General features: G+C 61.4%; 26 protein-coding genes and 1 tRNA gene. 14 read left to right on the top strand and 13 right to left on the bottom strand.

Translation table 11 applies throughout. The features are described from left to right. Positions 1-23 precede the first annotated feature (23 nt). Positions 24-1,367, top strand: a complete 1,344-nt coding sequence (miaB, locus tag AMC99_RS07895) for a tRNA (N6-isopentenyl adenosine(37)-C2)-methylthiotransferase MiaB (RefSeq protein WP_061925088.1) — start codon at positions 24-26, stop codon at positions 1,365-1,367. 3 nt (positions 1,368-1,370) lie between these two features. Here miaB and AMC99_RS07890 read toward each other — a convergent pair whose 3' ends face one another. Next, positions 1,371-1,949, bottom strand: coding sequence for a hypothetical protein (locus tag AMC99_RS07890; protein WP_061925085.1), 579 nt, complete (start codon positions 1,947-1,949; stop codon positions 1,371-1,373). A 166-nt stretch (positions 1,950-2,115) separates the two neighbouring features. Here AMC99_RS07890 and AMC99_RS07885 point away from each other — a divergent pair, with 166 nt between their 5' ends. The 5 genes from AMC99_RS07885 to AMC99_RS07865 all read left to right on the top strand — a co-directional run bounded on the left by AMC99_RS07885 (position 2,116) and on the right by AMC99_RS07865 (position 5,957). Continuing rightward, positions 2,116-3,159 (top strand): PhoH family protein, encoded by a 1,044-nt coding sequence (locus AMC99_RS07885; protein WP_083440214.1) that lies wholly within the window; start codon positions 2,116-2,118, stop codon positions 3,157-3,159. 7 nt (positions 3,160-3,166) lie between these two features. Then, the gene (locus AMC99_RS07880; protein WP_061925083.1) at positions 3,167-3,559 is read left to right on the top strand and encodes a hypothetical protein; all 393 of its coding nucleotides are present in this window, start codon (positions 3,167-3,169) and stop codon (positions 3,557-3,559) included. A 2-nt stretch (positions 3,560-3,561) separates the two neighbouring features. Beyond that, entirely contained in the window at positions 3,562-4,059 is a 498-nt protein-coding gene (gene ybeY / locus AMC99_RS07875) for an rRNA maturation RNase YbeY (RefSeq protein ID WP_061925080.1), read from the top strand. A gap of 12 nt (positions 4,060-4,071) precedes the next feature. Continuing rightward, the gene (locus tag AMC99_RS07870; protein WP_061925077.1) at positions 4,072-4,995 is read left to right on the top strand and encodes a hemolysin family protein; all 924 of its coding nucleotides are present in this window, start codon (positions 4,072-4,074) and stop codon (positions 4,993-4,995) included. A gap of 77 nt (positions 4,996-5,072) precedes the next feature. After that, entirely contained in the window at positions 5,073-5,957 is an 885-nt protein-coding gene (locus tag AMC99_RS07865) for a LysR substrate-binding domain-containing protein (RefSeq protein WP_083440119.1), read from the top strand. Between the two features lie 10 nt (positions 5,958-5,967). Here the strand turns inward: AMC99_RS07865 and AMC99_RS07860 are convergent, their stop codons facing one another. From AMC99_RS07860 to AMC99_RS07830, 7 genes are all read right to left on the bottom strand, one after another. Further along, entirely contained in the window at positions 5,968-6,888 is a 921-nt protein-coding gene (locus AMC99_RS07860) for a lysophospholipid acyltransferase family protein (protein WP_061925074.1), read from the bottom strand. Next, entirely contained in the window at positions 6,857-7,282 is a 426-nt protein-coding gene (locus tag AMC99_RS07855) for a Fur family transcriptional regulator (RefSeq protein WP_061925071.1), read from the bottom strand. Before AMC99_RS07855 ends, AMC99_RS07860 begins: the two co-directional genes overlap by 32 nt. Positions 7,283-7,356: 74 nt before the next feature. After that, entirely contained in the window at positions 7,357-7,797 is a 441-nt protein-coding gene (locus AMC99_RS07850; protein ID WP_061925068.1) for a Ros/MucR family transcriptional regulator, read from the bottom strand. A gap of 120 nt (positions 7,798-7,917) precedes the next feature. Beyond that, complete coding sequence (locus AMC99_RS07845) at positions 7,918-8,379, bottom strand: GNAT family N-acetyltransferase (protein WP_061927838.1); 462 nt, start codon at positions 8,377-8,379, stop codon at positions 7,918-7,920. Further along, positions 8,379-8,993 carry a tRNA (adenosine(37)-N6)-threonylcarbamoyltransferase complex dimerization subunit type 1 TsaB gene (gene tsaB, locus AMC99_RS07840; protein WP_061925065.1) on the bottom strand — a complete coding sequence of 205 codons (615 nt, stop codon included), beginning with the start codon at positions 8,991-8,993 and terminating at the stop codon, positions 8,379-8,381. The genes AMC99_RS07845 and tsaB overlap by 1 nt, the downstream gene beginning before the upstream one ends. Positions 8,994-9,030: 37 nt before the next feature. Further along, on the bottom strand, positions 9,031-9,639 hold the full coding sequence (locus tag AMC99_RS07835; RefSeq protein WP_061925062.1) for a malonic semialdehyde reductase: 609 nt from the start codon (positions 9,637-9,639) through the stop codon (positions 9,031-9,033). 27 nt (positions 9,640-9,666) lie between these two features. Continuing rightward, positions 9,667-10,245: a NifU family protein gene (locus tag AMC99_RS07830; protein ID WP_061925059.1), complete on the bottom strand. Its 579-nt coding sequence runs from the start codon at positions 10,243-10,245 to the stop codon at positions 9,667-9,669. 95 nt (positions 10,246-10,340) lie between these two features. Here AMC99_RS07830 and AMC99_RS07825 point away from each other — a divergent pair, with 95 nt between their 5' ends. From AMC99_RS07825 to AMC99_RS07800, 6 genes are all read left to right on the top strand, one after another. Continuing rightward, entirely contained in the window at positions 10,341-13,322 is a 2,982-nt protein-coding gene (locus AMC99_RS07825; RefSeq protein ID WP_083440212.1) for a M16 family metallopeptidase, read from the top strand. Positions 13,323-13,439: 117 nt separating this feature from the next. Continuing rightward, positions 13,440-14,813, top strand: coding sequence for a class II 3-deoxy-7-phosphoheptulonate synthase (locus AMC99_RS07820; RefSeq protein WP_061925056.1), 1,374 nt, complete (start codon positions 13,440-13,442; stop codon positions 14,811-14,813). Positions 14,814-14,917: 104 nt separating this feature from the next. Then, positions 14,918-16,006, top strand: a complete 1,089-nt coding sequence (locus AMC99_RS07815; RefSeq protein WP_061925053.1) for a GGDEF domain-containing protein — start codon at positions 14,918-14,920, stop codon at positions 16,004-16,006. 84 nt (positions 16,007-16,090) lie between these two features. Further along, complete coding sequence (gene egtB, locus AMC99_RS07810) at positions 16,091-17,350, top strand: ergothioneine biosynthesis protein EgtB (protein ID WP_061925050.1); 1,260 nt, start codon at positions 16,091-16,093, stop codon at positions 17,348-17,350. 4 nt (positions 17,351-17,354) lie between these two features. Then, entirely contained in the window at positions 17,355-18,341 is a 987-nt protein-coding gene (gene egtD / locus AMC99_RS07805; RefSeq protein WP_061925048.1) for an L-histidine N(alpha)-methyltransferase, read from the top strand. A gap of 51 nt (positions 18,342-18,392) precedes the next feature. Continuing rightward, entirely contained in the window at positions 18,393-19,064 is a 672-nt protein-coding gene (locus tag AMC99_RS07800; protein ID WP_061927836.1) for a retropepsin-like aspartic protease family protein, read from the top strand. A gap of 37 nt (positions 19,065-19,101) precedes the next feature. Here the strand turns inward: AMC99_RS07800 and AMC99_RS07795 are convergent. Together AMC99_RS07795 and yghU are read right to left on the bottom strand one after the other, a co-directional pair. After that, positions 19,102-19,176 (bottom strand) — tRNA-Gln (locus AMC99_RS07795). An 82-nt stretch (positions 19,177-19,258) separates the two neighbouring features. After that, positions 19,259-20,113, bottom strand: a complete 855-nt coding sequence (yghU, locus tag AMC99_RS07790; RefSeq protein WP_061927834.1) for a glutathione-dependent disulfide-bond oxidoreductase — start codon at positions 20,111-20,113, stop codon at positions 19,259-19,261. A gap of 141 nt (positions 20,114-20,254) precedes the next feature. On the opposite strand from yghU, the gene AMC99_RS07785 reads away from it, so the two are divergent. Both AMC99_RS07785 and AMC99_RS07780 read left to right on the top strand, forming a co-directional pair. Continuing rightward, positions 20,255-21,256, top strand: coding sequence for a DNA topoisomerase IB (locus AMC99_RS07785; RefSeq protein ID WP_061925045.1), 1,002 nt, complete (start codon positions 20,255-20,257; stop codon positions 21,254-21,256). A 285-nt stretch (positions 21,257-21,541) separates the two neighbouring features. Continuing rightward, positions 21,542-23,608 carry an NAD(+) synthase gene (locus tag AMC99_RS07780; protein WP_061927832.1) on the top strand — a complete coding sequence of 689 codons (2,067 nt, stop codon included), beginning with the start codon at positions 21,542-21,544 and terminating at the stop codon, positions 23,606-23,608. On the opposite strand, the gene AMC99_RS07775 is transcribed toward AMC99_RS07780, so the two are convergent. From AMC99_RS07775 to AMC99_RS07765, 3 genes are read right to left on the bottom strand one after another with little or no spacing between them, the layout of a single operon-like run. Continuing rightward, the gene (locus AMC99_RS07775) at positions 23,605-24,174 is read right to left on the bottom strand and encodes a glutathione S-transferase (RefSeq protein ID WP_232301351.1); all 570 of its coding nucleotides are present in this window, start codon (positions 24,172-24,174) and stop codon (positions 23,605-23,607) included. The genes AMC99_RS07780 and AMC99_RS07775 overlap by 4 nt on opposite strands. Before the next feature lie 56 nt (positions 24,175-24,230). After that, complete coding sequence (trhO, locus tag AMC99_RS07770; protein ID WP_061925039.1) at positions 24,231-25,172, bottom strand: oxygen-dependent tRNA uridine(34) hydroxylase TrhO; 942 nt, start codon at positions 25,170-25,172, stop codon at positions 24,231-24,233. A 4-nt stretch (positions 25,173-25,176) separates the two neighbouring features. Continuing rightward, positions 25,177-26,256, bottom strand: a complete 1,080-nt coding sequence (locus tag AMC99_RS07765) for a branched-chain amino acid aminotransferase (RefSeq protein ID WP_061925036.1) — start codon at positions 26,254-26,256, stop codon at positions 25,177-25,179. Between the last annotated feature and the right edge of the window lie 334 nt (positions 26,257-26,590).

Genomic DNA, 26,590 nt, shown 5'->3' with positions numbered 1-26,590 from the left:
ATTGCCCTAAAGGCGCGCCTCCCATGACCGCGAAAACACCTCCACGGACCTACAGGGTCAAGAGCTTCGGCTGCCAGATGAACGTCTATGACGGCGAACGCATGGCGGAACTGCTTGCGACACGCGGGATTACGCCCGCGCCGGAGGGCGAGGACGCCGATCTCGTCGTGCTCAACACCTGCCACATTCGCGAGAAGGCGGCGGAGAAGGTTTATTCGGACATCGGGCGGCTGGTGAAGGCGGGCAAGGCCGCGGGCCGTGAACCGATGATCGCGGTTGCCGGCTGTGTTGCGCAGGCCGAGGGTGAAGAGATCATGGCGCGCGCGCCAGCGGTCAGCATGGTGGTCGGCCCGCAGGCATATCACCGGCTCCCGGAAATGCTCGACAAAGCGGTTAAGGGCGAGCGTGCGACCGACACCGACATGCCGCCGATCGCGAAATTCGATGCCCTGCCAGAACGGCGCAAGATCGGTCCAACCGCTTTCCTGACGGTGCAGGAAGGGTGCGACAAGTTCTGCACCTATTGCGTGGTGCCCTATACCCGCGGCGCGGAAATCTCGCGCCCTTACAGCGACCTCGTGGCCGAAGCGCACAAACTGGTCGAAGCGGGCGCGCGTGAAATCACGCTGCTCGGGCAAAACGTAAGCGCATGGTCCGGTGAGGACACAAAGGGACACAAGGTGGGCCTGGCGGGACTGATCCGTGACCTGGCTAGGATCGATGGGCTGAAGCGCATCCGCTATACGACCAGCCACCCTGCCGACATGGATGACGCGCTGATTGCCGCCCATGGCGAGATCGACAAGCTGATGCCCTATCTCCACCTGCCGGTGCAGTCGGGCAACGATCGCGTGCTCAAGGCAATGAACCGCAGCCACACGGCGGAAAGCTATCTCAGGCTGCTCGAGCGATTTCGTGCGGCGCGACCTGATCTTGCCCTGTCAGGCGACTTCATCGTCGGTTTCCCGGGCGAGACCGAAGCCGAGTTCGCCGACACCCTCGCGCTGGTCGATGCGGTCGGTTACGCGCAGGCATACAGCTTCAAATATTCGCCGCGTCCCGGCACCCCCGCTGCGACGATGGACGGGCAGGTTCCAAAGGACGTGATGGACGACCGTCTGCAACGGCTGCAGGCGCTCTTGAACCGTGACCAGCACGCCTTCAACGAGGGGAGCGTTGGCAAAACTTGCCAGGTCCTGATCGAACGCAAGGGCAAGCACGCCAACCAGTGGCTCGGCAAATCGCCTTGGCTGCAAAGCGTCTGGTTCGACGGCGATTATACCATCGGCGACCTGGTCGAGGTCGAACTGCTCGAAGCCGGCCCCAATTCGCTTGCGGGCCGGATCATCGAGCCGGTGATCGCCTGAGCGTTACTCGGCCGGAGCGACAGGCTCCGCTGTCTTGAATTCCGGTTCCTCTGCCAGCAGGATCGTCCCGAACTTTTCGGTCATCTCTGCCGGAGGGACGGTCGGGTTCGACGGATAGCTTTCGCCTTCGAATTTGAGCAGCGCGGTCCCGGACTGGCCGCCGCCACCGCCGACAGAAACGGCCAGGTCGCTCCATCCATTGGTCGTCGTTCCCGGCAGGCCGATGGGGGTGCGCGAGACGCTGATATCGCCGACCTTGCTCCACATCGGGCCCGCTTGCGTCAGGACCAGGGTAGGACAGCCACCGGTGCCGCAGAAATAGGGAGCGGCGACGTATACGATCGCTTCGTCCGCGCCGTCGCCATTGAGGTCGATCCATGCGGTCGCATAGCGGATGGTCCCGGCATCCGGGTATTCCTGCAACAGGAAGTGTTCGATGTCTTCGTCGCGAGTGGGCGAAGGCGCCGCCGCTGCTTCTTCGGTCGCTGCGGCATCGGGAGCATCGGCAGCGGCAGGATCTTCTGCAGGAGAGCAGCCGACAAGGGCTGAAATCATTGCAGGAACGGCGAGGTAACGGAGCATTCGACTTCCCCTTCGCAAGAACTGTTTTGAAAGTGTGGTGCGAAAATCTGATTCTTGCAACTTGGTGACTTTCCACCGCCACGTTGCAGTGGCTTTCTTGCTTCCGGCGCATTCCCTCCTAAGTTTGATGGAAGACGACTCGAAAGGCCGCAGGGCCAAGGAGAATATGGGCCGTAGACCGACCAGAGCAGCCGATCATCAGGGAGAGCCGAGGCTTTCGCCCGATCCTGTACCCAACCGCGAAATTCGCCGCGCACAGGCGGAAATGAGCTTCGAGAACCAGTCGCTGCTGGGCCCGCTATTCGGACAATTCGATGCCAACCTCGTTCAGGTCGAAAACCGGCTGGGCGTGTTCATTTCCGCTCGCGGCGACAAGGTGATGATCGAAGGGCCGGAGGACAGCGTCGCCCGTGCCCGCGAAACGATCCAGACCATGTACGACCGGCTCGCCCAGGGGCAGGACCTCGATGCAGGCGCGATAGAATCGCTTATCGCGATGTCGAACGAACCGACACTGGAAGGGATCATCAGCGGCGAGAAGGAAGCGCCGCCGATCATGATCCGCACGCGGCGCAAGACGATCGTGCCGCGCAGCGCGAACCAGATTCCCTACATGCGCCAGTTGGCACGCGACGACGTGATCTTTGCGCTCGGACCGGCGGGTACCGGCAAGACCTATCTCGCGGTGGCGCAGGCGGTCAGCCAGCTGATCACGGGCAGCGTCCAGCGCCTGATCCTGTCGCGTCCGGCGGTGGAGGCGGGCGAAAAGCTCGGCTTCCTGCCCGGCGACATGAAGGAGAAGGTCGACCCCTACCTTCGGCCGCTCTACGATGCGCTGTATGATTGTATGCCGCCCGAACAGGTCGAGCGGCGCCTAGCATCGGGCGAGATCGAGATCGCCCCTATTGCCTTCATGCGCGGGCGCACGCTGGCCGACAGCTTCATCATCCTCGACGAGGCTCAGAACACCACGCGTGAACAGATGAAGATGTTCCTCACCCGCTTTGGTCAGAACAGCCGCATGGTGGTGTGCGGAGACCCGCGCCAGGTCGATATTCCAGGTGGCGACCGGATGAGCGGGCTGGCCGATGCTGTCGAAAAGCTCGAAGGCGTTGAAGGGATAGCAGTGACGCGCTTCACCGCTGCCGATGTCGTCCGCCACCCGATCGTGGGCCGCATCGTCGAGGCATATGAGGGTCCGATCTCGTAAGATCAAAATGCGTCATCCCGACAGTTTTACGACGCGGTGGGGGCCGATCTGGTTCGGCAAATATGCGCTGATCTTCGGTGCGCCGCTGATCTTCCTCGTCCTTGCATTCCATGAACTGGAAATCTGGTTTCTCGGGCTTTCGCTCTACTGGTTCTGTTCGGTCGCATTCTTCGCCTGGCGAGCCGTGAACAAGAACGTTCGAGCGATCTGGCGGATTGCCCTTGCTGTACTGATGCTCTCAAGCTGGAGTTACGCAGCGCTGCTGGTCTATGCGGAACCGGGCGACACCAGGATCTGCTATGACCGGATCGAGTTGACCGCGCGATGGGGACCGATGATCAATCGCGGCGCCGACCCTACATGCGTTGGCGTCGCGCTGCAGAACATTCAAACGGACTAGGCATGCAACTGGACGTCGACATCGAAGATTGGCCCGAAGGCGATTGGGAAGCGCTCGCAGCGCGCGCTGTAGAAGCGGCCGCTTCCGTCGAGCCAGCGCTGGCGAATCCGCGCCTTGTCGCCAGCCTCCTGTTTACCAGTGACGCCGAGGTGCATGTGCTCAATCGCGAATGGCGCGAGAGGGACAAGCCGACCAATGTCCTGAGTTTCCCGATGCTCGAACGCGTGGACCTGGTGCATCTCGACCCCGACGAAGGGCCGCCGGAAATGCTCGGCGATATCGCGCTCGCCCATGAAACCTGCGCGCGCGAGGCAGCAGAAAAGGGTATCGCTCTCGATGCCCATGCCACCCACCTGATCGTGCATGGCATGCTGCACCTTGCCGGCCACGACCATGTCGACAATGACGCAGAGGCAGAAGCAATGGAGGCGCTGGAAATCGCAGCGCTTGCCAAACTGGGTATCGCGGACCCATATGGTGACCGTGACTTAAAGGAGTAGCCACGCAGGGCCATGCCCGATTCCCAATCCCCCGCCGGAGAGGCGGAAAGTAGCAGCGGGCTGTGGCCCGCCATCCGCAAATTCCTGAAAGCCGGTGACGGCGATCGTTCGCTGCGTGCCCAGCTCGAAGAGGCTATCGACGAGCACGAGGACGAAAACGGCGAAACGGAAACAACCAGCACCGATGATGGCGACCTGTCGCCGGTAGAGCGGCAGATGCTGCGCAACCTGCTACACTTCAGCGAACACGATGCTGACGATGTTGCCGTGCCGCGCGGTGAAATCATCGCCGTCGATGCCTCGATCAGTTGGGACGAACTGGTTGCAACCTTCAGCGAACACGGACACTCGCGCCTGCCGGTCTATCGCGGCACACTCGACGAAGTGATCGGCATGATCCACATCAAGGACGTTTTTCCGTTCCTGGCAGAGCGCAAGCCGCCGCCAAAGGACTGGACCACGCTGATGCGCCAGCCGCTCTACGTTCCGCAGGTACGAGGGGCGCTCGACGTGCTGGCGGACATGCGTTCGCGCCGGACCCACCTTGCCATCGTGCTCGACGAATTTTCGGGCACCGACGGGATCATCACGATTGAAGACCTGGTCGAGGAAATCGTCGGCGAGATCGAGGACGAGCATGACGATGCGCCGGAAGAACTTATCGTCGCGATCGGCGACGGCATGTGGGATTGCGACGCGCGGGCCGAACTCGATGACGTGGCCGACATGGTCGACCCGCGCCTTGCCGATGTAGAGGAATCGGTCGACACGCTGGGCGGCCTCACCTTCGTGCTGGCAGAGCAGGTACCCCCTGTCGGTACCATCGTCGAACATCCCAGCGGATGGCGGATCGAGGTGACGGCTGGTGACGAAACGCATGTTACCAGGCTGCGATTGCACTCGCCGGAGATTGAAGAAGAAGCAATCGAGGGCTGACTTTCGCTTCGGTTGGTTTCGATTTCTGCAACAAATAGGCTCGACATTGCGGGCATGACGCCGCAAGGAATTGCCTCATGGCGACCAGACGACTTCCCCCGCTCCGCGCGCTCGAAGCCTTCATGCGCACCGTCAGGCTCGGATCTGCCCGTGCGGCTGCCGAGGAAATCGGGCTCAGCCCTTCGGCTTTGTCTCGCCGGATCAGCAATCTCGAAGAATTCGTGGGCAAGAAGCTGTTCACGCGTGCGCGGCAGTCGATGCAGCTTACCGATGAAGGGCAGGCGTTCTACGAAACGGTGAACCCGCATTTCGAAGCGCTCGCACGCGCGGTCGAAAGCCAGTCGGAAAACATCTCTCTGCTGCGCCTGCATCTGGGCGTCCTGCCCCTGTTCGGCAGCCAGCGCCTGTTTCCGCGCCTTGGCGAACTGCGGAAACGTCATCCGTTGCTGCACATCGATATCGATACAGGCCCACACCTCGAAGACCGGGTGGGGGACACGCTCGACGCCGCGATAATCCTGTCGCGCGGACCGGGGCGCGGATTGCATGCGGTCCGGCTCGATCACAACATGGTTCACGCGATCTGCAACCTCGACATGGCGCAGATGATCGGGAGCGAGGTGGACAAGGAAATCCTCGCTAAGCAGACTTTCCTGATCCACAACGAATTTCCGGAAAGTTTCGAGGCGTGGAAACGCGCGCTCAATATCGAGGATCTGGAGCCGGCTGCGATCGACCATTACGATTCAGGGCAGTTGATGCTCGCTGCGGCGGGTCAGGGCCTAGGCATCGCGATCATGCATGACGACCATATGCGACGCGCTGACGACAATCGTTTGACCGACCTTTTCGGGGTCGAGGTCGAAAGCCCCTACAGCTACTGGTTCGTCTGCAAGCCGACAGCGCTCGAAGAACGGCCCGTCCGCCTGTTTCACGACTGGCTGGTAAGCGCGGGGCTGTAAGCCCAGCGCTTTACTCGACAGGGAAGCTTTCCTCTGGCGGCGGGGTGTAACGGATCGCCTCGACCGTGTGCTGGAAATCGCGCAAGGGTTTGCCGAGCGTCTCGACCAGCGCCGCTTCGATTTCCTCGCGCGCTTTCATCGCAATCGCCTTGCGCCCGCGATATTCGACCGGGCTGAACGGTTCGAGGAAGTTTATCCGCAGTTCGAATGTGCCCTTGCGAGCCATCACGCGCATGGCGTTGTGGCCGCCAGATTCCTCTCCGACCCAGGCAACGTCCTCTGCAACGTCGCCATAGTCGATCATCACCGGCTGGACCATGACGCCGGGCGGGGGCGGTTCCAGCACCGAAAGCATCGAGCTCTTGAATGGCAGGAGCGAGTGCCCGTCTGTGACAGTGCCTTCGGGAAAGACGGTGACCGACCAGTTGTCCTGCAGCGCCTCTTTCAGCGCATTGATCTGTTCGGCGACGCCCATGCGGTTCTCGCGCTTCACGAATACCGTGCGGTTCAGGCGGCAAAGCCAGCCGATTACCGGCACTTGCGACAATTCGTACTTTGCGACGAAGGCGGTGCCGCTCGCACCGGCAAGCGCGAGAATGTCGATCCATGAGATATGGTTCGAGATGAAGAAAACGTCGCGCCGCAGCGGCGTGCCTGCCGTCTTTACCCGTGCCCCGACGATCCGCGCCGTGTAGCGCAGGAACAGCATGGGGAAGGGGGAGCCGTAGGCGAAGACGCGGTAGAGGTAGTGCAGCGGCACCAAAACCAGCAGCAGGACCACGATTGCGCTCAGGCGGAGAGCAAATCGGATCCGCCCTGGAACGGTGAGCGGGACTTTTTCCCCCCGCATGGCGGCCATGCGCTTGCGGCCATAATTTTCCGCCCGGCGGCGGGCGCGCTCACTTATCGGGGCGGTCGAGGCGGACGCCATAAAGCTCCATCCGGTGGTCCACCAGGCGATAGCCGAGCTTCTCTGCGATCTGCCGCTGGAGCGATTCCAGCTCGGGATCGACGAATTCGACGACCTTGCCGGTTTCGACATCGATCAGGTGGTCGTGATGTGCCTCGGGCGCAGCTTCATAACGGGCGCGCCCGTCGCCGAAATCGTGACGGTCCAGGATGCCCGCTTCTTCAAACAGGCGGACGGTACGGTACACCGTCGCGATCGAAATCTTCGGATCGATGGCAGAGGCGCGCTGGTGCAGCAGCTCGACGTCGGGATGATCGTCGCTGTCCGACAGCACCTGGGCAATCACACGGCGCTGCTCGGTGATCCGCAAACCCTTGTCGGCGCACAATTGTTCGAGATCGATTTTCTGATGCAATCCGGGCTCCTAAAATACGAACGCCCCGCATCCTTAGGATGACGGGGCGTCCTTCTCAAGTTGGCTGAGAAATCTTAGTCGGTTTTCTTGCGACGACCGCGACGTTGGCCAGGTTTCCGGCCGAGGCCGATCTTCTTGGCCAGGTCACGGCGGGTTTCGGCATAGGCCGGTGCGACCATCGGATAGTCGGGCGCTAGGTCCCAACGGGCACGATAGTCGTCCGGGGTCATGTCGTGTTCGGTCGAAAGGTGCCGCTTGAGCATCTTCATCTTCTTGCCGCAGTCGAGGCAGACGATGTGATCTTTCTTGACCGACGAACGGACAGACACAGCCGGATCGGGGCGCTCTGCGGCCGGTGCCGCGTTGCTGCCAAGACCCGAAAGCGCCTGGTAAACATTCGTGATGAGATTGGGGACGTCACCCACCGCGACGTCATTGTTGCTGACATGCGCTGCGACGATATCCGACGTCAGCGTTATCAGCGTTTCTTTCATGTCTAGCTGAATATCTTCCATGAGTTCCTCGTATTTTTTTATAGCGCCGGATTGTCCTCCGGTCTGGTCAAACTCTGGACGAAGACATCAAATGTTGCAAGTTTTTGAATTACGCAATTTTGCCTTTTTTACTGCATGAATTCAAACACTATAACCAAAAGTTATCGCATCGAGACGACTTCCTTCGGCAGTGAGATAATAGTCTGGCCGCTTGCCAATTGGTTCGAACCCGAACGAGCGATAAAGGTGTTCTGCAGGGTTATTCGACCGCATTTCGAGGAAGATACGCGAGACTCCTCGACCTTTTGACCGCTCGGCAAGTAAATCGAGCAGCTTTCGGCCCAAGCCTTTGCCGCGCGCTGACGGCGCGACCGCAATCAGCAGCAATTCCTCTTCGTCAAGCACGTGCCTGCTCAAGGTAAAACCCACAGCTTTTTCGCAACGGTCGGTCACTTCTTCGCCTTCGGCATCGATCAGCAGCGCATGCGTGAACGGCAGCGTCAACGCGTCTGAAACCTGGCGCCTGTTCCAGGCCTCTCCCCAACGGGCGTCGAAGGCGCATTCCATGACCTCCATGATCCGGTCGATCAGGTCGGCCTGCATCATTGTCCGGGCAGTTTCGCGTCTGGGCCGCGACCGTAAATCGGGGCGAGGTTACTGGTCAGCCTGGTCTCGTGCAGCAGGTAGGTCTTGCTGGCGTCGGGCAGCAGGTCGAGCGCCATCGCGCCGTCGCCAATAAGCTCGGCCAGTTCCCTGGCTCGGTTGCCGGCAATGACATTGTGGAGGCAAGCCGCTGCTGCATCTCGCGGGGCAAGGGAGCGAACCTCGTCCTCCGCCTGGCTGCTGTCGGCAAAGTTCTGCACGAACCATTCGCCATGTCCGCCGTTCATGCACACGGTCACGGGACGCGGATCGGGCTGCCAGGTGCGGGCAGCCACAAGTGCAAGAGTCGGATAGCCCAGCACCTCTGCATCCCATGCGATGCCAAGCGCGCGGGCAGCGGCGATGCCGATACGCACGCCCGTGAAGCTGCCGGGGCCGAGGGAAACGACGATGCGTTCGGCACGGCCTTTTTCAGGCAGTCCTTCGATCATCGGGATCAGGCGTTCGGCATGTCCGCGCCCGAGCACGCGATGGTCGCTGGCAAGCAGCCTGGTCCCGTCGAACAGGGCGACGGAGCAAGCCTCGCTGGCGGTCTCTATGGCGAGCGTACGCATGGCTATTGCGATGCCTCAGCCTGCGCGGGCCTGCAAGTCAGACGATGTCGTTGAAGGTGTCGAATTCGGGGCGGGGACTGCGATCGAAAATCGTCGTCTTGTCGCCATAACCGATCGAGCAGATGAAGTTCGCGCGATGGCGCGGTTCATCCGCGAGGAAAGCTTTTTCCAGCGCGCCCTTGTCGAAACCGGACATCGGACCGCAATCGAGCCCCAGCGCGCGCGCCGCGATCATCAGGTAGGCGCCTTGCAGGGACGAGTTGCGAAACGCGCCTTCCTTGCGGCCTTCCTCGTCCCCTTCGAACCAACTCTTGGCGTCCGTATGCGGGAACAGCCACGGCAGTTCCTCGTGGAAATCGATGTCGTAAGCGATGATCGCAGTGACCGGAGCGGCCTTGACCTTTTCCTTGTTGCCGTCGGAAACGCAGTCGACCAGCTTCGCCTTTGCCTCCGGCGATTTGACCCAAACGATCCGGCTCGGCTGCATGTTCGCCGAGGTCGGGCCCATCTTCATCAGTTCCCAGATCGCGTGCAGCTGTTCGTCGCTCACTTCCTTGTCGAGCCAGCCGTTATAGCTGCGCGCTTCGCGGAAGATCTGGTCGAGCGCGTCGGCCGACAGGTGATGGTCGTGGAACTGGGTGGTCATGAAAATCCTTGCTCGACTTGGGCGAAATCAGGCTGCGCGTACCTCAACCACTTCGGGCACATAATGTTTCAGCAGGCCTTCGATACCCTGCTTGAGCGTCGCCGTGGACGACGGGCAACCGGCACAGGCACCTTGCAGGGTCAGATAGACGACCCCGTCCTTGAATCCGCGATAGGCAATGTCACCGCCGTCGCCGGCAACAGCAGGGCGGACGCGGGTTTCGAGCAGTTCGTTGATCTGCGCGACGACGTCTGCGTCGGCCTCGTCTTCATCGACGACCAGCTCATCTTCTGCAGGGACGGAGATACCGTCTGCCGTGCCGCCTGCGAACAGGGGTGCTTCCGATACGAAATGATCGAGCAGGATAGCCACGACCTGCGGCTTGAGATCGGCCCAGCTGACCCCTGGCGCTGCCGTAACCGTCACGAAATCGGTTCCGAAGAATACGTTCACCACTTCGCCCGTGTCGAAGATCGCCTGCGCCAGCGGGCTCGCCTCGGCGGTTTCGGGCGAAGTGAATTCTCGAGATCCGCTTTGCATCACCTGCCGACCGGGCAGGAATTTGAGGCTGGCGGGATTGGGCGTAGCGGCGGTTTCGATGAACATGGCCGCGATGTAGGTCTGCGCGCGGCATGTCGCAAGTCTGCGCTTGGCGGGCTATTCACTATCCCTTCATGCCTCGGGTCCCTATACTGTTCGCCATGAAGTCGATTTTTCGCGCCGCATGCGCTGTAACCCTCCTCGCATCCACCGCCCTGCTGCCTGCTCCGATGCTGGCACAGGACAGGCAGGAGGCGCTGCCGAGCGGACTGCAGACCGGCGATGAAACGCCCTGGATTTATCGCGGCAGCGACGTCCCGCGTGACAAGGACTGGCTATTCGGAGAACTCGACAACGGCCTTCGCTATGCCGTGCGCCACAATGGCGTGCCGCCGGGGCAGGTGTCGATCCGCATCCGTATCGATGCCGGATCGCTGCATGAAATGGACAGCGAACAGGGCTTTGCCCACCTGATGGAACATCTCTCGTTCCGCGAGAGCAAATACCTCGGACCAGCGCAGGCAATCCCGACCTGGCAGCGCCTCGGCGCGACTTTCGGCAGCGATACCAATGCCGAAACCAGCCCGACGCACACCGTGTACAAGCTCGACCTACCCGGCATCACTCCGGCCAGTCTCGAAGAGAGTTTCAAGCTTTTGTCCGGCATGATGCGCGAACCGGTGCTGAGCCAGGCAAACGTCGATACCGAAGTGCCGATCGTGCTTGCGGAAAAGCGTGAGCGTGGCGGTGCCGGGGAACGTGTCGAACTGAAGACGCGGCAGACACTATTTGCCGGTCAGCGGCTCGCCAATCGCCTGCCGATCGGCACCGAGGAAACGCTCAACGCTGCCACGGGCAAGGCTTTGCAGGCGTTTCATGATCGCTGGTACCGGCCGGAGAACACCGTGATCGTCGTTGCTGGCGATACCGATCCGATGGAATTGGCGCGGCTGGTCGAGAAGTATTTCGGAGACTGGAAGGGGAAGGGCAAGCGTGTCGAGGCGCCCGACTTCGGCGATCCGGTCGCGCCTGCCGGTGCCGATCCTGAAAATCCGCTCGGTGAAATGGGCGTCGTGGTCGAACCGGACATGCCGCGGGCCTTCACCTACGCAGTGATGCGCCCCTGGCGCCCGGTCAACGACACCATCGTTTACAACGAGGGCCTGCTGCTTGATGCGGTTAGCCAGGCGATCGTCAATCGCCGCCTGCGTTCGCGTGCCCGCGCCGGCGGTTCCTATCTCGAGGCGCAGGTTTACCAGGACGACGTCTCGCGCTCTACCGATGCGACCTTCGTAACATTCTACCCGCTCTCGGAAGACTGGCAGACCCCGCTGTCGGACGTGCGCGCGATCATCGCCGATGCCATCGCGCAGCCGCCGACACAGGAAGAGATCGACCGAGAGGTCGCCGAATTCGACATCGCCTTCGTTAGCGAGCTGGAGCAGAAGTCGGTCCTCGCCGGATCGAAGCTGGCAGACCAGATCGTCCAGGCGGTCGATATCCGCGAAGCTGTCGCAGCGCCCGAAACGGTGCTGCAGGTATTCCGCGGCATGAAGGGTCGCCTGAACCCGAGCGAAATTCACGAGCGGACGAAAATGCTGTTCGACGGGGCGGTCATCCGCTCGGTTTACGTAACGCCCGACGCAAACGAGGCGACTGCCGACACGCTGCGCCTCGCGCTCGACCAGGATGTCGGCGCCGATGGCAGTGCACGCCTGGCAGCACAGACCATCAGCTTCGACGACCTGCCGCCAGTGGGTGAACCAGGCACCATCGTGTCTGAAGGATCGCTCGGGCTGACCGGCCTGGAAGAGATCGAGCGGATCGAGCTTGGCAACGGGATCAAGGCCATCCTCTGGCCGAACGATGCAGAGCCCGGCCGCGTGACCGTGCGCGTGCGTTTTGGCGCCGGCTACCGCGCGTTCGACCCTAAGGATGCGCCCTATGTCGCATTGGGCGAAATGGCACTCGTGGGCGCGGGTCTTGGCGAACTGGGACAGGAAGAGCTCGACCGTATTACGACGGGCCGCAAGATGGGCTTCGATTTTGCAATCGAGGATGCCGCCTTTACTTTCAACGCGCAGACCCGATCGGCTGACGTGTCCGACCAGCTCTACCTGTTTGCAGCGAAGCTGGGCATGCCGCGCTGGGACGAAAACCCGATTACGCGGGCAAAGGCTGCGGCAAACCTGGCCTATGACGCCATGGCGTCGAGCCCGGGTGCCGTGCTCAATCGCGACCTCGATTTCCTCCTCAACGACAATGATCCGCGTTTTGCGACGCCCACTCCGGCAGAAATGAATGCGACGACCGTGGCGGGCTTCCGCCGCGTGTGGGAACCGCTGCTGAAACAGGGACCGGTCGAGGTCAGCGTGTTCGGCGAATTCGACCGCAACGAGGTGGTCGAGACGCTTCGCCGAACCTTTGGTGCCTTGCCCGAGCGGACGCCCATTCCGGCCTCGGTCGCCGGATGGGTTCCGGATTTTCCCGATACGGACGCGCCCGAAGTGCTCAACCATCGCGGCGATCCGAACCAGGCCGCTGCTGTGATCGCATGGCCAAGCGGAGGCGGTATCGAGGAACTGCGGGAGTCGCGCCAGCTCGAAATCCTGACGCAATTGTTCAACAACCGGCTGATGGAAGCGATGCGAGAAAAAGCGGGCGCAAGCTACGCCCCGCAGGTGGTTTCCGAATGGCCGAAGGACCTGGCTGGCGGCGGACGCATCCTGGCATTCGCCCAGCTTAAGCCGGAAGATGTGCCGGTGTTCTTTGCCGAGGCAGAGCGGATCGCGGTCGATCTGGCGAACACGCCGGCGGACAGCGATGAACTCGCCCGCGTAACCGAACCATTGCGCCAGCTCATCAGCCGCGCGTCGACAGGCAATGTCTTCTGGCTCTACCAGTTGGAAGGCGCCACCTACGACCCGCGCCGGATCGCGCTTCTACGCACGCTGCTGGGCGATTATTCGCGCACCACGCCAGAGGCGATGCAGGCGCTGGCAAAGCGGTATTTCGCGGCCCACAAGCCGTGGCAGCTGGCAATCATCCCCGAAGGCCAAAGCCTTGCTACCTCGACCGACCAGTCGGTTGCTGCAGCCAAGCTGGGGACAGCGACGCGGGAGACGACGGTCAGCGGCCGGTGATCGCCTGGCTCTATCACTGCGCCAAGAAATATTATTAGCGCTTGCGCCCCTCCATCTTTGCAATTCTAATGAGGGGCGTGTACCCGCGCGCTCCGTTTGAGTGAATTGAGAAGTAAAGTGGCAGATACCTGGACCCCCGACAGCTGGAAGCAATTCGAAGCACGTCACCTTCCTGATTATCAGGACGCCGAAGTGCTGCGCGAGGCCGAACAGACCCTGTCGTCCTATCCGCCGCTTGTATTCGCCGGTGAAGCCCGCGCGTTGAAGGCTGACCTTGGCGAAGTGGCGAAGGGCAATGCCTTCCTGCTGCAGGGCGGCGATTGCGCCGAAAGCTTCGCCGAATTCCATCCGAACAATATCCGCGATACCTTCCGCGTGTTGCTTCAGATGGCGGTCGTCATGACCTTTGCCAGCAAGAAGCCGGTGGTGAAGGTCGGCCGCATGGCGGGCCAGTTTGCCAAGCCGCGCAGCTCTGCCACCGAAACGCAGGGCGATGTCACGCTGCCCAGCTATTTCGGCGACAATATCAACGGCATCGATTTCGATCCCGAACAGCGCCGCAACGATCCGATGCGCATGGTCCGCGCCTATTCGCAGGCTGCAGCCACGCTCAACCTGCTGCGCGCCTTCGCTGGCGGCGGTTATGCCAACCTTCGGCAGGTCCATCAGTGGACGCTCGATTTCATGGGCCGCAGCCCGTGGTCCGACAAGTTTTCGGACGTAGCCGACCGGATCGGCGAGGCGCTCGATTTCATGGAAGCGTGCGGCATCGACCCGGCAACCGTCCCGCAACTGCAGGGCACCAGTTTCTACACCAGCCACGAAGCCCTGCTGCTGCAGTACGAACAGGCAATGACGCGCCGCGACAGCCTGACCGGCGACTGGTACGATACCAGCGCACACATGGTCTGGATCGGCGACCGCACCCGCTTCGATGGCAGCGCACATGTCGAATTCGCACGCGGCATCGGTAACCCGCTCGGCATGAAATGCGGGCCTTCGCTCGAACCCGATGCGTTGCTGCGCATGCTCGACCTTCTAAACCCAAAGCGCGAGCCGGGCCGCATGACGCTGATAAGCCGGTTCGGCCATGACAAGGTCGAAGAAGGCCTTCCGCCGCTCGTCCGCGCTGTCGAACGCGAAGGGCATCCGGTGGTGTGGAGCTGCGACCCGATGCACGGTAACGTCGTCAAGTCGGATAGCGGCTATAAGACGCGGCCATTCGATCGCATCCTGACCGAGGTGAAGGGCTTCTTCGCAGTCCACCGCGCCGAAGGCACCCATCCGGGCGGCATCCACGTGGAAATGACCGGGCAGGACGTGACCGAATGTGTTGGCGGCGCCGTTGCAATTACGGACGATGCGCTTGGCGACCGGTATCACACGCATTGCGATCCGCGCCTCAACGCGGCCCAGTCGCTCGAACTCGCTTTCCTGCTGGCCGAAATGCTGAACCAGGAAGTGAACGTGCGTCAGGCGGACGCTGCCTGATCGTTTGCTGATCCCGGTTTGCAAGCGACCCTAGGCAGATTCACCTAGGGTCAGCGAGCGCGATCCTCACCATTCACTTCTAATCGTTCCGGCATGGAGCGAGAATGGTGATCCGCGCATTCGACCTTGCCGGTGCGATGACCGGTCCGGTGAGCGTTTCGCTCGCCGCCTTGGTCGTGGCGCTCGCCATGGCCCTATGCCTGCTGGGGCGCGCTGCTTCGCGCGACAAGGGGCACAACGGCACGCTGACCCGTCTGCTGCGCCGGCGTGGGCGCAAACTGGCAGAGATCCTCCGTCTCTTCGATATGGCCGAAGAAATCGCCAATCTTGGCGTCTGGCAATATTGGCCCGACGACGGGCGACAGGAATGGTCTGCCGGGATGAAGGGGTTGTTCGGGCTCGACCCTCAAACCGAAATGCTCCCGGGCGATGCCGAGACTATCCTTGCCACCAATGGCGTGGAACTTGTTGGACAGGTGATGAGCCGGAGGGGGCGCAAGGGGACGTTCAACGTCAGTTTCTCCTTCAATGGGCTCGATGGTCTCGAACGGGAGTTCCGGATGCGCGCCTGCCATGTCCGGCAAGGCGTCAGGGCTAGGCCGCATGTGGTAGGGGTGCTGTTCGATGTCACCGACATTGCGCGCCGGGAAAAACGCCTGCGCCAGTCGCAGGAAATCGCGGTGCGCGAGGCAAAGAAGGCGCGGCGTCTGGCGGAAACCGACCCTCTGACCGGTCTTGCGAACAGGCGCAGGGTGATGACCGAACTGGACCGGCTGGTCATGCGCAGCAGGGACGGTGGAGAGATGCTGTCGCTCATCATATTCGATATCGATCACTTCAAGCGCGTGAACGATACCTTCGGCCATCCTGCCGGCGACGAGGTGTTGCAGAAGATCGCCCGGATCGCGGCCCAGCATGCGCGCGCAGGCGATCTCTTGGGGCGGATCGGCGGCGAAGAGTTCATCTGCGTGGCACCAGGTGCCGATCAGCACCTCGCCGGCCTGATCGCAGAACGATTGCGGCTGGCGATCGCGATGGAGAGTGCGGCTGGTGCCGTGCCCCCGGTAACGGTCAGCCTGGGCATCGCGTCATGTGAAAATGGCGACACGGCGCTGTCGCTGTTCGCCCGTGCCGACCGCGCGCTCTACCAGGCGAAAGAGGGCGGCAGGAACCGTGCGCGGCTGGCTGCCTGATGGGCGGGGAACCGCCCATGCCTTTCATTTGTAATCCTTTTCAGGCATGCTTGGCATTCCGGACCGGAAGCAAGGGAGTATTCCGTGGCCGAACGACACGCCCGCATCGACGCCGAAAACGTCACTGCGCTGGCAGATCAATACCGCGACACGCGTTCCTTGACCGAAGCATTGGTCGAGCCCTTGAGCGATGCCGATGCGACGATCCAGTCAATGGAAGATGCATCACCCGCCAAATGGCACCTCGCGCACACAACCTGGTTCTGGGAAACCTTTCTGCTGCGCGATAACGCAGAGGGCTACACGCTTTACGACAGCGACTGGCCGTATCTCTTCAACTCCTATTACGAGGCCGAAGGCGACAGGATCTCCCGCTTCTCCCGCGGGCTTTTGTCGCGTCCTTCGCTGGATGAAGTAATCGGATGGCGGGCACACGTGGATGAGGCGATGCAGGCATTGCTCGACCGTCCCGAATGCGCTGACCTGATTTTGCTCGGCATCGCGCACGAACAGCAGCACCAGGAACTGCTACTGACCGATATCAAGCATGCCATGTTCCAGAACCCGCTCGGACCCGAAATCTGGAAAGCCGACGCTGCGGCGTCTGATGAACAGCCGGACGGATGGTTCGAACATCCCGGCGGGATCGCCCTGATCGGCCACAATGGCGAAGGTTTCGCTTTCGACAACGAAGGGCCGCGACACCGTGTCCTGCTCGAACCTTTCGCGCTCAGCCGCCGGCTCGTTAGCAATGCCGACTGGAAGGCATTTATCGACGACGGCGGCTACCGCGATGCACGGCTGTGGCTTTCTGACGGTTGGGCCTGGGTAAATGACGGGCGCCATGACCGGCCCCTCTATTGGGGTGAGGACGGAAGGTGCTTCACCCATTCAGGCTGGCAGGCACGCGATCCCCACGCACCGGTCACGCATATATCCTATTTCGAGGCGGACGCCTTCGCCACTTGGGCCGGGGCGCGGCTCCCGACTGAATTCGAGTGGGAAGCGATCGCCCGCGGGCAGCACGCCGAAAATGAACCGGCGCATGATGCGGCGGGCGGAAACCAGCTCGACGATGCCGGACCGGTGCTTCCCGTCGGCAGCGCGCACCTGTTCGGCGATTGCTGGCAATTCACCCGCTCTGCCTATCTGCCCTATCCGCGTTACCAACCGCCAGAAGGCGCGGTGGGCGAATACAATGGCAAGTTCATGAGCGGACAGTTCGTGCTGAAGGGCGCGAGCTGCGCAACCGTGCGCGGTCATTCCCGCGCTTCGTATCGCAACTTCTTCTACCCCCACCAGCAGTGGCAGTTCACCGGACTGCGGCTGGCAAAGGACATCTGAATTCATGACATCCAGCAAGGGTATTGCCCTCGTCGACCTGGACGATGACGGCGTCGATCACGCCTTTCGCGCCGATGTGCTGGAAGGGCTGACGCAAGAGCAAAAGGCGATACCGGCACGCTGGTTCTATGACGAGACCGGATCGCAATTGTTCGAAGAGATCACGCAGCTTCCCGAATATTATCCGACACGCGCGGAAACAGAGATTCTCCGCGCACGCTGTGCCGAATTTGTCGCGCTTATCGCACCGGGCTCGGCAGTGGTCGAATTCGGTTCGGGAAGTTCGGTGAAGACCCCGATCCTGCTCGATTGCATCGCGCCGGGCGCTTATGTCCCGCTCGATATTTCGGGCGATTTCCTGCGCGCATCGGCGAAGCAACTGTCGGCCAAGTTTCCCGGGCTGCCGGTCTATCCGGTAGAGGCGGACTTCATGCGACAGGTCGCCTTGCCCGACGAAGTTTCGGGGCTGCCGAAAGTCGGCTTCTTCCCCGGATCGACCATCGGAAACATGGTCGCACGTACTTCGGTCGATCTCTTGCGTTCGATGCGCGAGACATTGGGTGAGGGGGCAAAGCTGCTGATCGGGATGGATCTGATCAAGGATCCCCAAATTCTCGAAGCCGCCTATGACGATGCAGCGGGCGTAACTGCGAAATTCAACCGCAATCTCGTGACGCGGATCAACCGCGAGCTTGATGGCGATATTCCCGAGGACCTGCTTGCGCATGAAGCGCGCTGGGTCGATGAATTCGCGAGGATCGAAATGCATCTCGTCGCGCAGGAGGACATGTCCTTTGAAGTGTCCGGCCGCCGCTTTGCCATGAAGCGGGGTGAAAGCATCCATACCGAAAACAGCCACAAGTTCGAACGGCGCACATCAACCACGCTGCTGCTTGCGGGCGGGTGGACCCCGATCCGCCGATGGCTGGATACAGAAGAGCGTTTTTCGCTGATCCTGGCAGAAGCGACCATCCCTAGAAGCGCTCCCTGATTTTTCGCGGCGTTCATGGACGCTGAAGGGCGCGCTTCCTATATTGCCATCATGTCTTTGCAGAACCTCTGGGACAATATCGTCGTGTCGATCGGGGCAATCCCGCGCAGCGAGCTTCTGATGCTCGCAATCGTCGCGATGGTCGCAGGCTGGATCGGCACCGCGCTGATCAAGCGCAAGATACCGATGGGCCGCCTTATCAGGGGCGGCAGCACGGTGGTACTGGCCGGCATCCTCGTAACCGTGGTGCTGCAGCTTTCCCGCTTCGATCCACGTCTCGACATCGCGGTGCCCCAACTAGGCTTGCCCGAGCAGACCGTGGAAGGCGGCGAAACGCGGATTGCGCTCGCGCCCGATGGCCATTTCTGGCTGCGCGCAGAAATCAATGGCATTCCGGCAGATTTCCTGGTCGATACCGGCGCGACGGTAACTGCTGTTTCGAACGACGTTGCGCAAAAAGCCGGGCTGGAACCGCGCCGTGGCGGGATCCCGGTTTCCATCGGTACTGCCAATGGCGCGGTCGCAGCACAGGTAGCAACGGCGGGCGAGATCAGGTTCGGCAATGTGGCTGCGCGGGGACTGGACGTCGTCACCTCGCCAGCCTTTGGCGATACCAACGTGATCGGGATGAACCTTCTTTCGCGGCTTCATTCCTGGCGGGTCGAAGGCAACACGATGATACTCGTGCCGAATAACCCGCAACCCGCGCTCGAAGTGCGCTGACGCGATCCGCCGCGAATTCCAGAGCATCTTGTGAAGGTGGCTGGGGTGGCAGGATTCGAACCTGCGCATGCCGGTACCAAAAACCGGTGCCTTACCGCTTGGCTACACCCCAGCAGGCCGCCATGCAGGCGGGGCGCTCCCTATAGCGCCCTGTCCCGCAATGTGAAGCCCCAAGTCGGGCCAGCTAGCCAGGCTCAGTATTTCTTGCCCTCGAAATCGCTCGCGCCGTGGCGATTGAGCAGCTTTTCGTCGTCTTCGCCCCAGCTTCTGTTGACGATCCGGCCACGACGGACGGCGGGACGTGCTGCAATCTCTTTCGCCCACCTGACGAGATTTTCGTATTCTGCGATCGAGAGGAACGTGCCCGCGTCGTTGTAGATCGCGTTGTAAACAAAGGGCGATAGCCACGGCCAATTCGCAATGTCGGCAATGGTGTATTCGTCGCCTGCGAGGAAGCGGGTTTCACCCAGCTGGCGGTCGGCGACGTCGAAGATACGCTTAGCCTCCATCGCATAGCGGTTGATGGGGTATTCCCATTTTTCCGGCGCATAGGCGTAGAAATGACCGAACCCGCCGCCGATGAATGGCCCCGTGCCGACCTGCCAGAATACCCAGCTCAACACCTCTGCACGGGCGGCAGGATCGGTCGGGAGGAAAGCGCCGAATTTCTCCGCCAGGTGAACCAGGATCGCGCCGGATTCGAAGATGCGGAAAGGCTTGTCACCGCTCCGGTCGAGCAGCGCCGGAATCTTCGAATTGGGGTTGATATCGACAAAGCCGCTCGTGAACTGGTCGCCTTCCATGATGTTGACGATCCAGGCGTCGTATTCCGCCCCGCTGTGCCCGGCTTCGAGCAATTCCTCGAACATGACGGTCGCCTTCACGCCGTTTGGCGTCGCGAGCGAATAGAGCTGGAAGGGATGTTCTCCCACAGGCAGGTCGCGTTCTTCGCGGGGGCCAGCTGTCGGCCGGTTGATGCCGGTGAAGCGACCGCCGTCCTGGTTGTCGTATTTCCAGACCGGGGGCGGGGTATAGGTATTGTCGGACATCGCTGGCTCCGCTTGGATCATGTTCTTTATGGCAGCCAATCTGGGCGCCGGCAGGACTGGCTGCAAGCCAAGAAGCAGTGTCAAATCTGAAACGATCGCTTGTCGGAAACCGAAATGACGCCAGCGCATTTCCAACAAGCTATGGAAAAACTTATCTTTGTGGACGACAGTCTGCCGGGCATTTCGCGGCGCGGTGCGGGCAAGGGATTTGCCTATTACGATCCGCAAGGAAGGCTGATTACGGACGATGCAGAGCGCAAGCGGCTGAACGCCATCGCGCTGCCGCCTGCCTATACCGACGAATGGTATTGCCCCGCCCCGAACGGGCACATCCTTGCGACAGGATATGATGCGCGCGGCCGCAAGCAGTACCGTTATCATCCCGATTTCCGTCTCCAGCGCGAAAGCGAGAAATTCGACCGCTGCCTCGCCTTCGGGAATCTGTTGCCGCTGGTGCGCAAGCGTGTTGAAGACGACCTTGCTGGCCGGAAGCTGACGCGTGAGCGCGCGATTGCGAGCGTCGTACGCCTTCTAGATCTGGGTGCCGTGCGGATCGGGAACGAGGGTTACGCGCAGCGCAACAAGAGCTTTGGCGCCACGACCCTGAGGCAGCGGCACGCCGAGCTGACCGGCAAGACTCTGAGACTGCGGTACAAGGGGAAGGGCGGCAAGCAGCGCGAAGTCGTTTTGACCGACGGTAGCCTCGCCAAGGTCATCCGGCGGATGCAGGATCTGCCCGGACAAAACCTGTTCAAATATGTCGATGACGAGGGCGAGCACCAGGCAGTCGCTTCGTGCGATGTGAACGAGTATTTGCGCGAAACGATGGGCGACGATTTCACCGCCAAGAATTTCCGGACCTGGCACGCCAGCGTGACGGGGTTCGAATGCCTTTACGATGCGAGCGATCCGATCACGATCGGCGCGCTGCTGGACTGCGTTTCGGACAAGCTGGGTAATACGCCTGCAATCGCCCGCAAGAGCTATATCCATCCCGCCGTGATCGAACTCGTCGATCGGCAGGAAGATTGGCGTGGTGAGACTGACTTGCCGCGCGCGACCCGATGGCTGACGCGGGCGGAGCGCGGTCTGATCGCCTTGTTGGAAAAATGCCCGAGTTCGGCAGAGCTACTCGCCGCATAATTCTTGCTTCATGTATCCTTTAGGGATACTCATTCACCTATGCATCTGGCAGGTCTCAAGATTCGCAAGTGGCGCGAAGCGCACAATCCACCGCTCTCAGCCGAGGAATTCGGCGCGCAATATGGCGACCCGTGGCCTAGCAGGACGGTTTATGGCTGGGAGGCGAAGGGACGTATTGCCCGCGCGCAGGTCCAGAAGAAACTTGCCGAGCTCGGCATCTGCGAGCCGAGCGACTGGCTCGAGCCTGTCGGCAGTGACGGCTCTGCATCAAGATCGAAGCGCTCAATGTCGGCCGACAATCGCAATCACGCCTTTTACGATCTGAGAAAGCACGGTTTCCTGAGGGTTGCGACGTCCACTCCGCGCACGCGCACTGCCGACGTCGATTACAATGTAGAGGGCATAATATCAGAGGCGCGGCGGGCTCATGATGCAGGCGTGGACCTGGTGGTTTATCCCGAACTCTGCATTTCTTCCTACGCGATTGACGACCTGCATCTTCAGAACGCCATGCTCGATGCCGCGGAAAAGGGCGTGGCGAAGATCGTTGCCGCGAGCGCTGAACTTGCACCTTGCCTGCTGGTGGGCGCCCCCCTGCGCCACAATGATCGCATCTACAATTGCGCGCTTGCGATTGCAGGCGGTGAACTGCTCGGCGTTATCCCGAAAAGCTACTTACCCAATTATCGCGAGTACTACGAGAAGCGGTGGTTCGCGCATGGACGGTCGATCCAGGGCAAGACGATCACCGTGGCCGGAAGCGAAGTCCCGTTCGGAACCGACCTGATTTTTTCTGCCGACAACCTGCCGGGTTGCAAGATCTTCGTCGAGATCTGCGAGGATTACTGGTCGCCGACGCCGCCTTCGACCACCGGCGCATTGGCGGGTGCGACCGTCATCGCCAACCTCTCCGCTTCCAACATCACCATCGGCAAGTCGGACGAACGACATTTGCTGGCCCGTGCGCAGAGCTCGCGCGCGGTCTGCGCTTATGTCTATTCCGCCAGCGGCCACGGCGAAAGCACCACCGATCTCGCGTGGGACGGTCAGGGCATGACCTATGAACTTGGAGATCTGCTGGCAGAAAGCGAGCGTTTCAGCCTTGATGCCGAACTGTCGATTGCGGACGTCGATTGTGAAAGGCTCGTCGCGGAGCGCCAGCGTATGCAGACCTTCAACGACGCGGCCGAAGCAGCGGGCCGGCCGGAAGACAGCTTCCGCACAGTGACATTCTCGCTTGCCTCTCATGCAAAAGATCGCGGCCTGATCCGGCCCATCCGCCGCTTCCCCTTTGTGCCCAATCGCCAGAACAAGCTGGATGAAGATTGCTACGAAGCATTCAACATCCAGGTCGACGGGTTGATGCGCAGGCTCGAGGCAACCCATGCGAAATGCATGGTCATCGGCGTGTCGGGTGGGCTCGATTCCACCCATGCCCTGATCGTCGCGGCGAAATGCTGCGACCGGCTGGGCCTGCCGCGCAGCACGATCCGTGGCTACACCATGCCCGGTTTCGGTACGTCGGATCACACCAAGTCGAACGCGTGGAAGCTGATGGAGGCGCTTGGCATCACGGCCGAGGAGATCGACATCAGGCCGGCGGCGACCCGCATGCTCGAGGATATGGACCACCCCTTCGCCGACGGAGAGCCGGTCTATGACGTCACATTCGAGAATGTGCAGGCAGGCCTTAGGACAGATTATCTGTTCCGCCTTGCCGGACACTATTCGGGGTTCGTTATCGGCACCGGCGATCTGAGCGAGCTGGCGCTCGGCTGGTGTACCTACGGGGTGGGCGACCAGATGAGTCACTATGCGGTCAATTCGGGCGTGCCCAAGACCCTGATCCAGTACCTCATCCGTTGGGCGGTCGGCACCGAGCAGTTCGACAAGGCGACCGACAAGGTGCTGATGTCGATCCTAGATACAGAGATTTCGCCAGAGCTCGTTCCTGCCGACGCGAAAGGCGAAATCCAGAGCACGGAAAGCATCATCGGCCCTTACGAGCTCAACGACTTTTTCCTTCATCACACGATTCGTTGGGGGCAGCGGCCCAGCAAGATCGCGTTCCTCGCCTGGCACGCCTGGAAAGATGCCGAGGCGGGCTTATGGCCTGCGGGGTTCCCCGATGACGAGAAGAACGCCTACACGCTGGCGACGATTGCGCAGTGGCTGGAGAAATTCCTGCGCCGCTTTTTCGCTTTCAGCCAGTTCAAGCGCAGCGCGATTCCCAATGGGCCAAAGGTTTCCGCAGGCGGCGCGCTGAGCCCGCGAGGCGACTGGCGCGCACCAAGCGATGCGGTGGCGGATGTGTGGCTGGCAGAACTGTCCGAAGGCCTGCCGCCGCTCTAGGAAGCGAACAGCACCGGTTCGTCTCCGGATTTCCACGGAACATGCTTGGCCATGATCGTGGCGAAGATTTCGGAGGCAAGGTGCCCGGCTAGCCAGGGATGAAGATGCGGCAATGCCTGCGCCTCGAACCATGCGCGGTCATGGTTCGCGAACTGGCGGATAAAAGGGAATGTCGCCATGTCGGCGAGGGTACGCTGGGGGCCGCATAGCTGCCCGTTCTTCGCCAACCGCTTGTCCAGCGATCTCAGGATGTCCAGCGCAGCCGAGCGATGCTCTTGCGGGTCGGTGTCATACCGCGTGAAGTATTTGTAGCGGTCGAGGTGGTGCTTGAACGGACCATCGACTTGCGCGAGCAGTTCGCGGTCATCACCCGCCAGCCACCCCTCGGGATCGTTTCGGCCAAGCGCCCAGCGCATCACGTCGATGCTTTCGTCGATAATTTGGCCGTCCGGCAACATCACGACGGGCACGGTCCCCTTCGGCGATGCTTCGAGCATGGCATCAGGCTTGTCTGCCAGCTTCACCTCGCGCAGCTCGCAGCGTGTTCCACTGATCCATAGCGCCATGCGTGCGCGCATCGCATAAGGGCATCGGCGAAAGGAATAGAGGATCGTAAGCGCGGTCACTTCCTGCTGGCGCTGTCGGCGCCGACGTGACGTTCGCCGCGCTTTTTCGCGAGCTCGGCCTGTTTCTGTCGTTCGGCATAGCGGGCGCGCTGTTCCTCTGTCCGCTCGTCCACGCAAAGCGGGCAACTGATGCCTTCGACGTAGTCGTCGGACGCGCGCTGCCCTGCTGTCAGCGGCCTCCGGCAGGCGCGGCAGAGCGTGTAGTCGCCCTGTTCCAGCCCGTGGCCGACCGAAACGCGCTCATCGAAAACGAAGCACTCGCCATCCCACAGGCTCTGATCGGCTGGCACTTCCTCCAGATATTTCAGGATGCCGCCCTTCAGGTGATAGACGTCGTCTATCCCTTCCTTGCGCAGGAAGCTGGTCGATTTCTCGCAGCGAATTCCGCCGGTGCAGAACATCGCGACTTTCTTCTTGCCCTCGAGCAATTCGTCCCGGTGTTCACGAAACCATTCGGGAAAATCACGGAAGCTGGCGGTTTCCGGATCGACCGCGCCCTGAAAGGTACCGATCGCAACCTCGTAATCGTTGCGTGTGTCGATCACGATCGTGTCCGGATCGGAGATCAACGCATTCCAGTCCTGCACATCGACGTAGTGACCGACCGAAAGCGTCGGATCGATGTCCGGTTCGCCCATGGTCACGATTTCCTTCTTCAGCCGCACCTTCATGCGGTTGAAGGGCATCTGGTCGGCGTAAGAGAATTTGACCTCGAGATCAGCGCATCCCGGAAGCGCGCGGATATGGCCGAGCACCTGGGCAATGGCATTCTCGCTGCCTGCGATGGTGCCGTTGATGCCTTCACGGGCGAGCAGCAGGGTGCCGCGCGTACCGACTTCTTCGCACAAGGAGAGCAGCGGGCCACGGATCGCGGCCGGGTCTGCAAACGGCGTGAAGTGATACAGGGCCGCGACGGTGATCGGCGGAGTTTCCGTCATCCTATCAATCCAGCTTCGTCACCCAGCCGTGGGTGTCTTCGACCGTGCCGCGCTGGATGCCGACGAGCTTTGCGCGGATCTTGCTGGTCAGTTCACCCGGGCCGCCATTGCCGATGTTGAACTTGCCGTTCGTCCCCTCGACCGTGCCGACTGGCGTGACCACGGCTGCGGTGCCGCACGCCATCGTCTCGACCAACTTGCCCGACTGCGCATCATCGCGCCACTGGTCGAGCGAGTACATTTCTTCCGAAACTTCGAGCCCTTCCTCGCGCAGCAGCGTGATTAGGCTGTCACGGGTAATGCCAGGCAGGATCGTGCCGGTAAGCGGGGGAGTGATGACGCGGCCGTCATCCATGACGAAGAACAGGTTCATGCCGCCCAGTTCCTCGATCCACTTCTTCTCGACAGCATCGAGGAACAGCACCTGGTCGTGCCCCTTGGCAAAGGCTTCGCCGGTGGGAACGAGGCTGGCGGCATAGTTACCGCCGGTCTTGGCAGCGCCGGTTCCGCCGGGTGCAGCGCGGCTATATTCGGATACCCAGATGCTGACCGCCGGCGAGCCGGACTTGAAGTAGTTTCCGGCGGGGCTGAGAATCACGATGTGCTTGTATTGCGTCGCCGGGCGCACGCCCAGAAACGCTTCCGAGGCAAACATGAATGGACGGATATAGAGCGAGCCGCCTTCGACCGTGGGGAACCAGTCCTTGTCGGCATCGACGACCTGGCGCACGGATTCGAGGAACAGCTCTTCGGGCAGTTCGGGCATCGCCATGCGCCGCGCCGATGCGTTGTAGCGCCGTGCGTTCTCCAGCGGGCGGAACAGACCCATCGAGCCATCGGCAAGACGGTATGCCTTCATCCCTTCGAAAATTTCCTGCGCATAGTGCAGCACGCTTGCCGCCGGATCGAGCGCGATCGGCTGGCGCGGACCCAGGGTTGCGCTGTACCAGCCGCCTTTTGCCGCGTCGTAATCGACCACAGCCATGTGATCGGTGAACACCGTACCGAAGCCGGGGTTGGCTATGGCCTGTTCGCGCGCGTCGTCCGCGGTCGGGGCGGGATGGGGGATGTGCTCGAATTCCATGTGACCGCGCGTATCGCGGCACGGCTGGCAGGGCAAGATTTTGTAGCGACCAAAATGAAAAGGGCGCTTCCACGCCCGTAGGTGGAAACGCCCTTTCATGGTCAGCGGCGGTAAGCGCCGCTCACGAAGCCTCTAAGGGTAAAAGATGTTACCGATAGTGCTCCGCGCGGAAACTTGCCGACCTCTCTACTGAACCATGAGACATCGGATCACCTCCTTTCGCGCTTTTGAGCCAAGACCCACACCGTTTCACCGGGGGCCGAGAACCGCGTTTCGCCGCTGGCCTCAGGTGTCAATTTGAGTCAGTCGAGTCGCGAAAACAAGGCTTGAAAAA

The sequence above is a fragment of the Altererythrobacter epoxidivorans genome (genome assembly GCF_001281485.1).
Classification (GTDB): domain Bacteria; phylum Pseudomonadota; class Alphaproteobacteria; order Sphingomonadales; family Sphingomonadaceae; genus Erythrobacter; species Erythrobacter epoxidivorans.
This window is presented reverse-complemented; position numbering and strand designations above follow the sequence as displayed.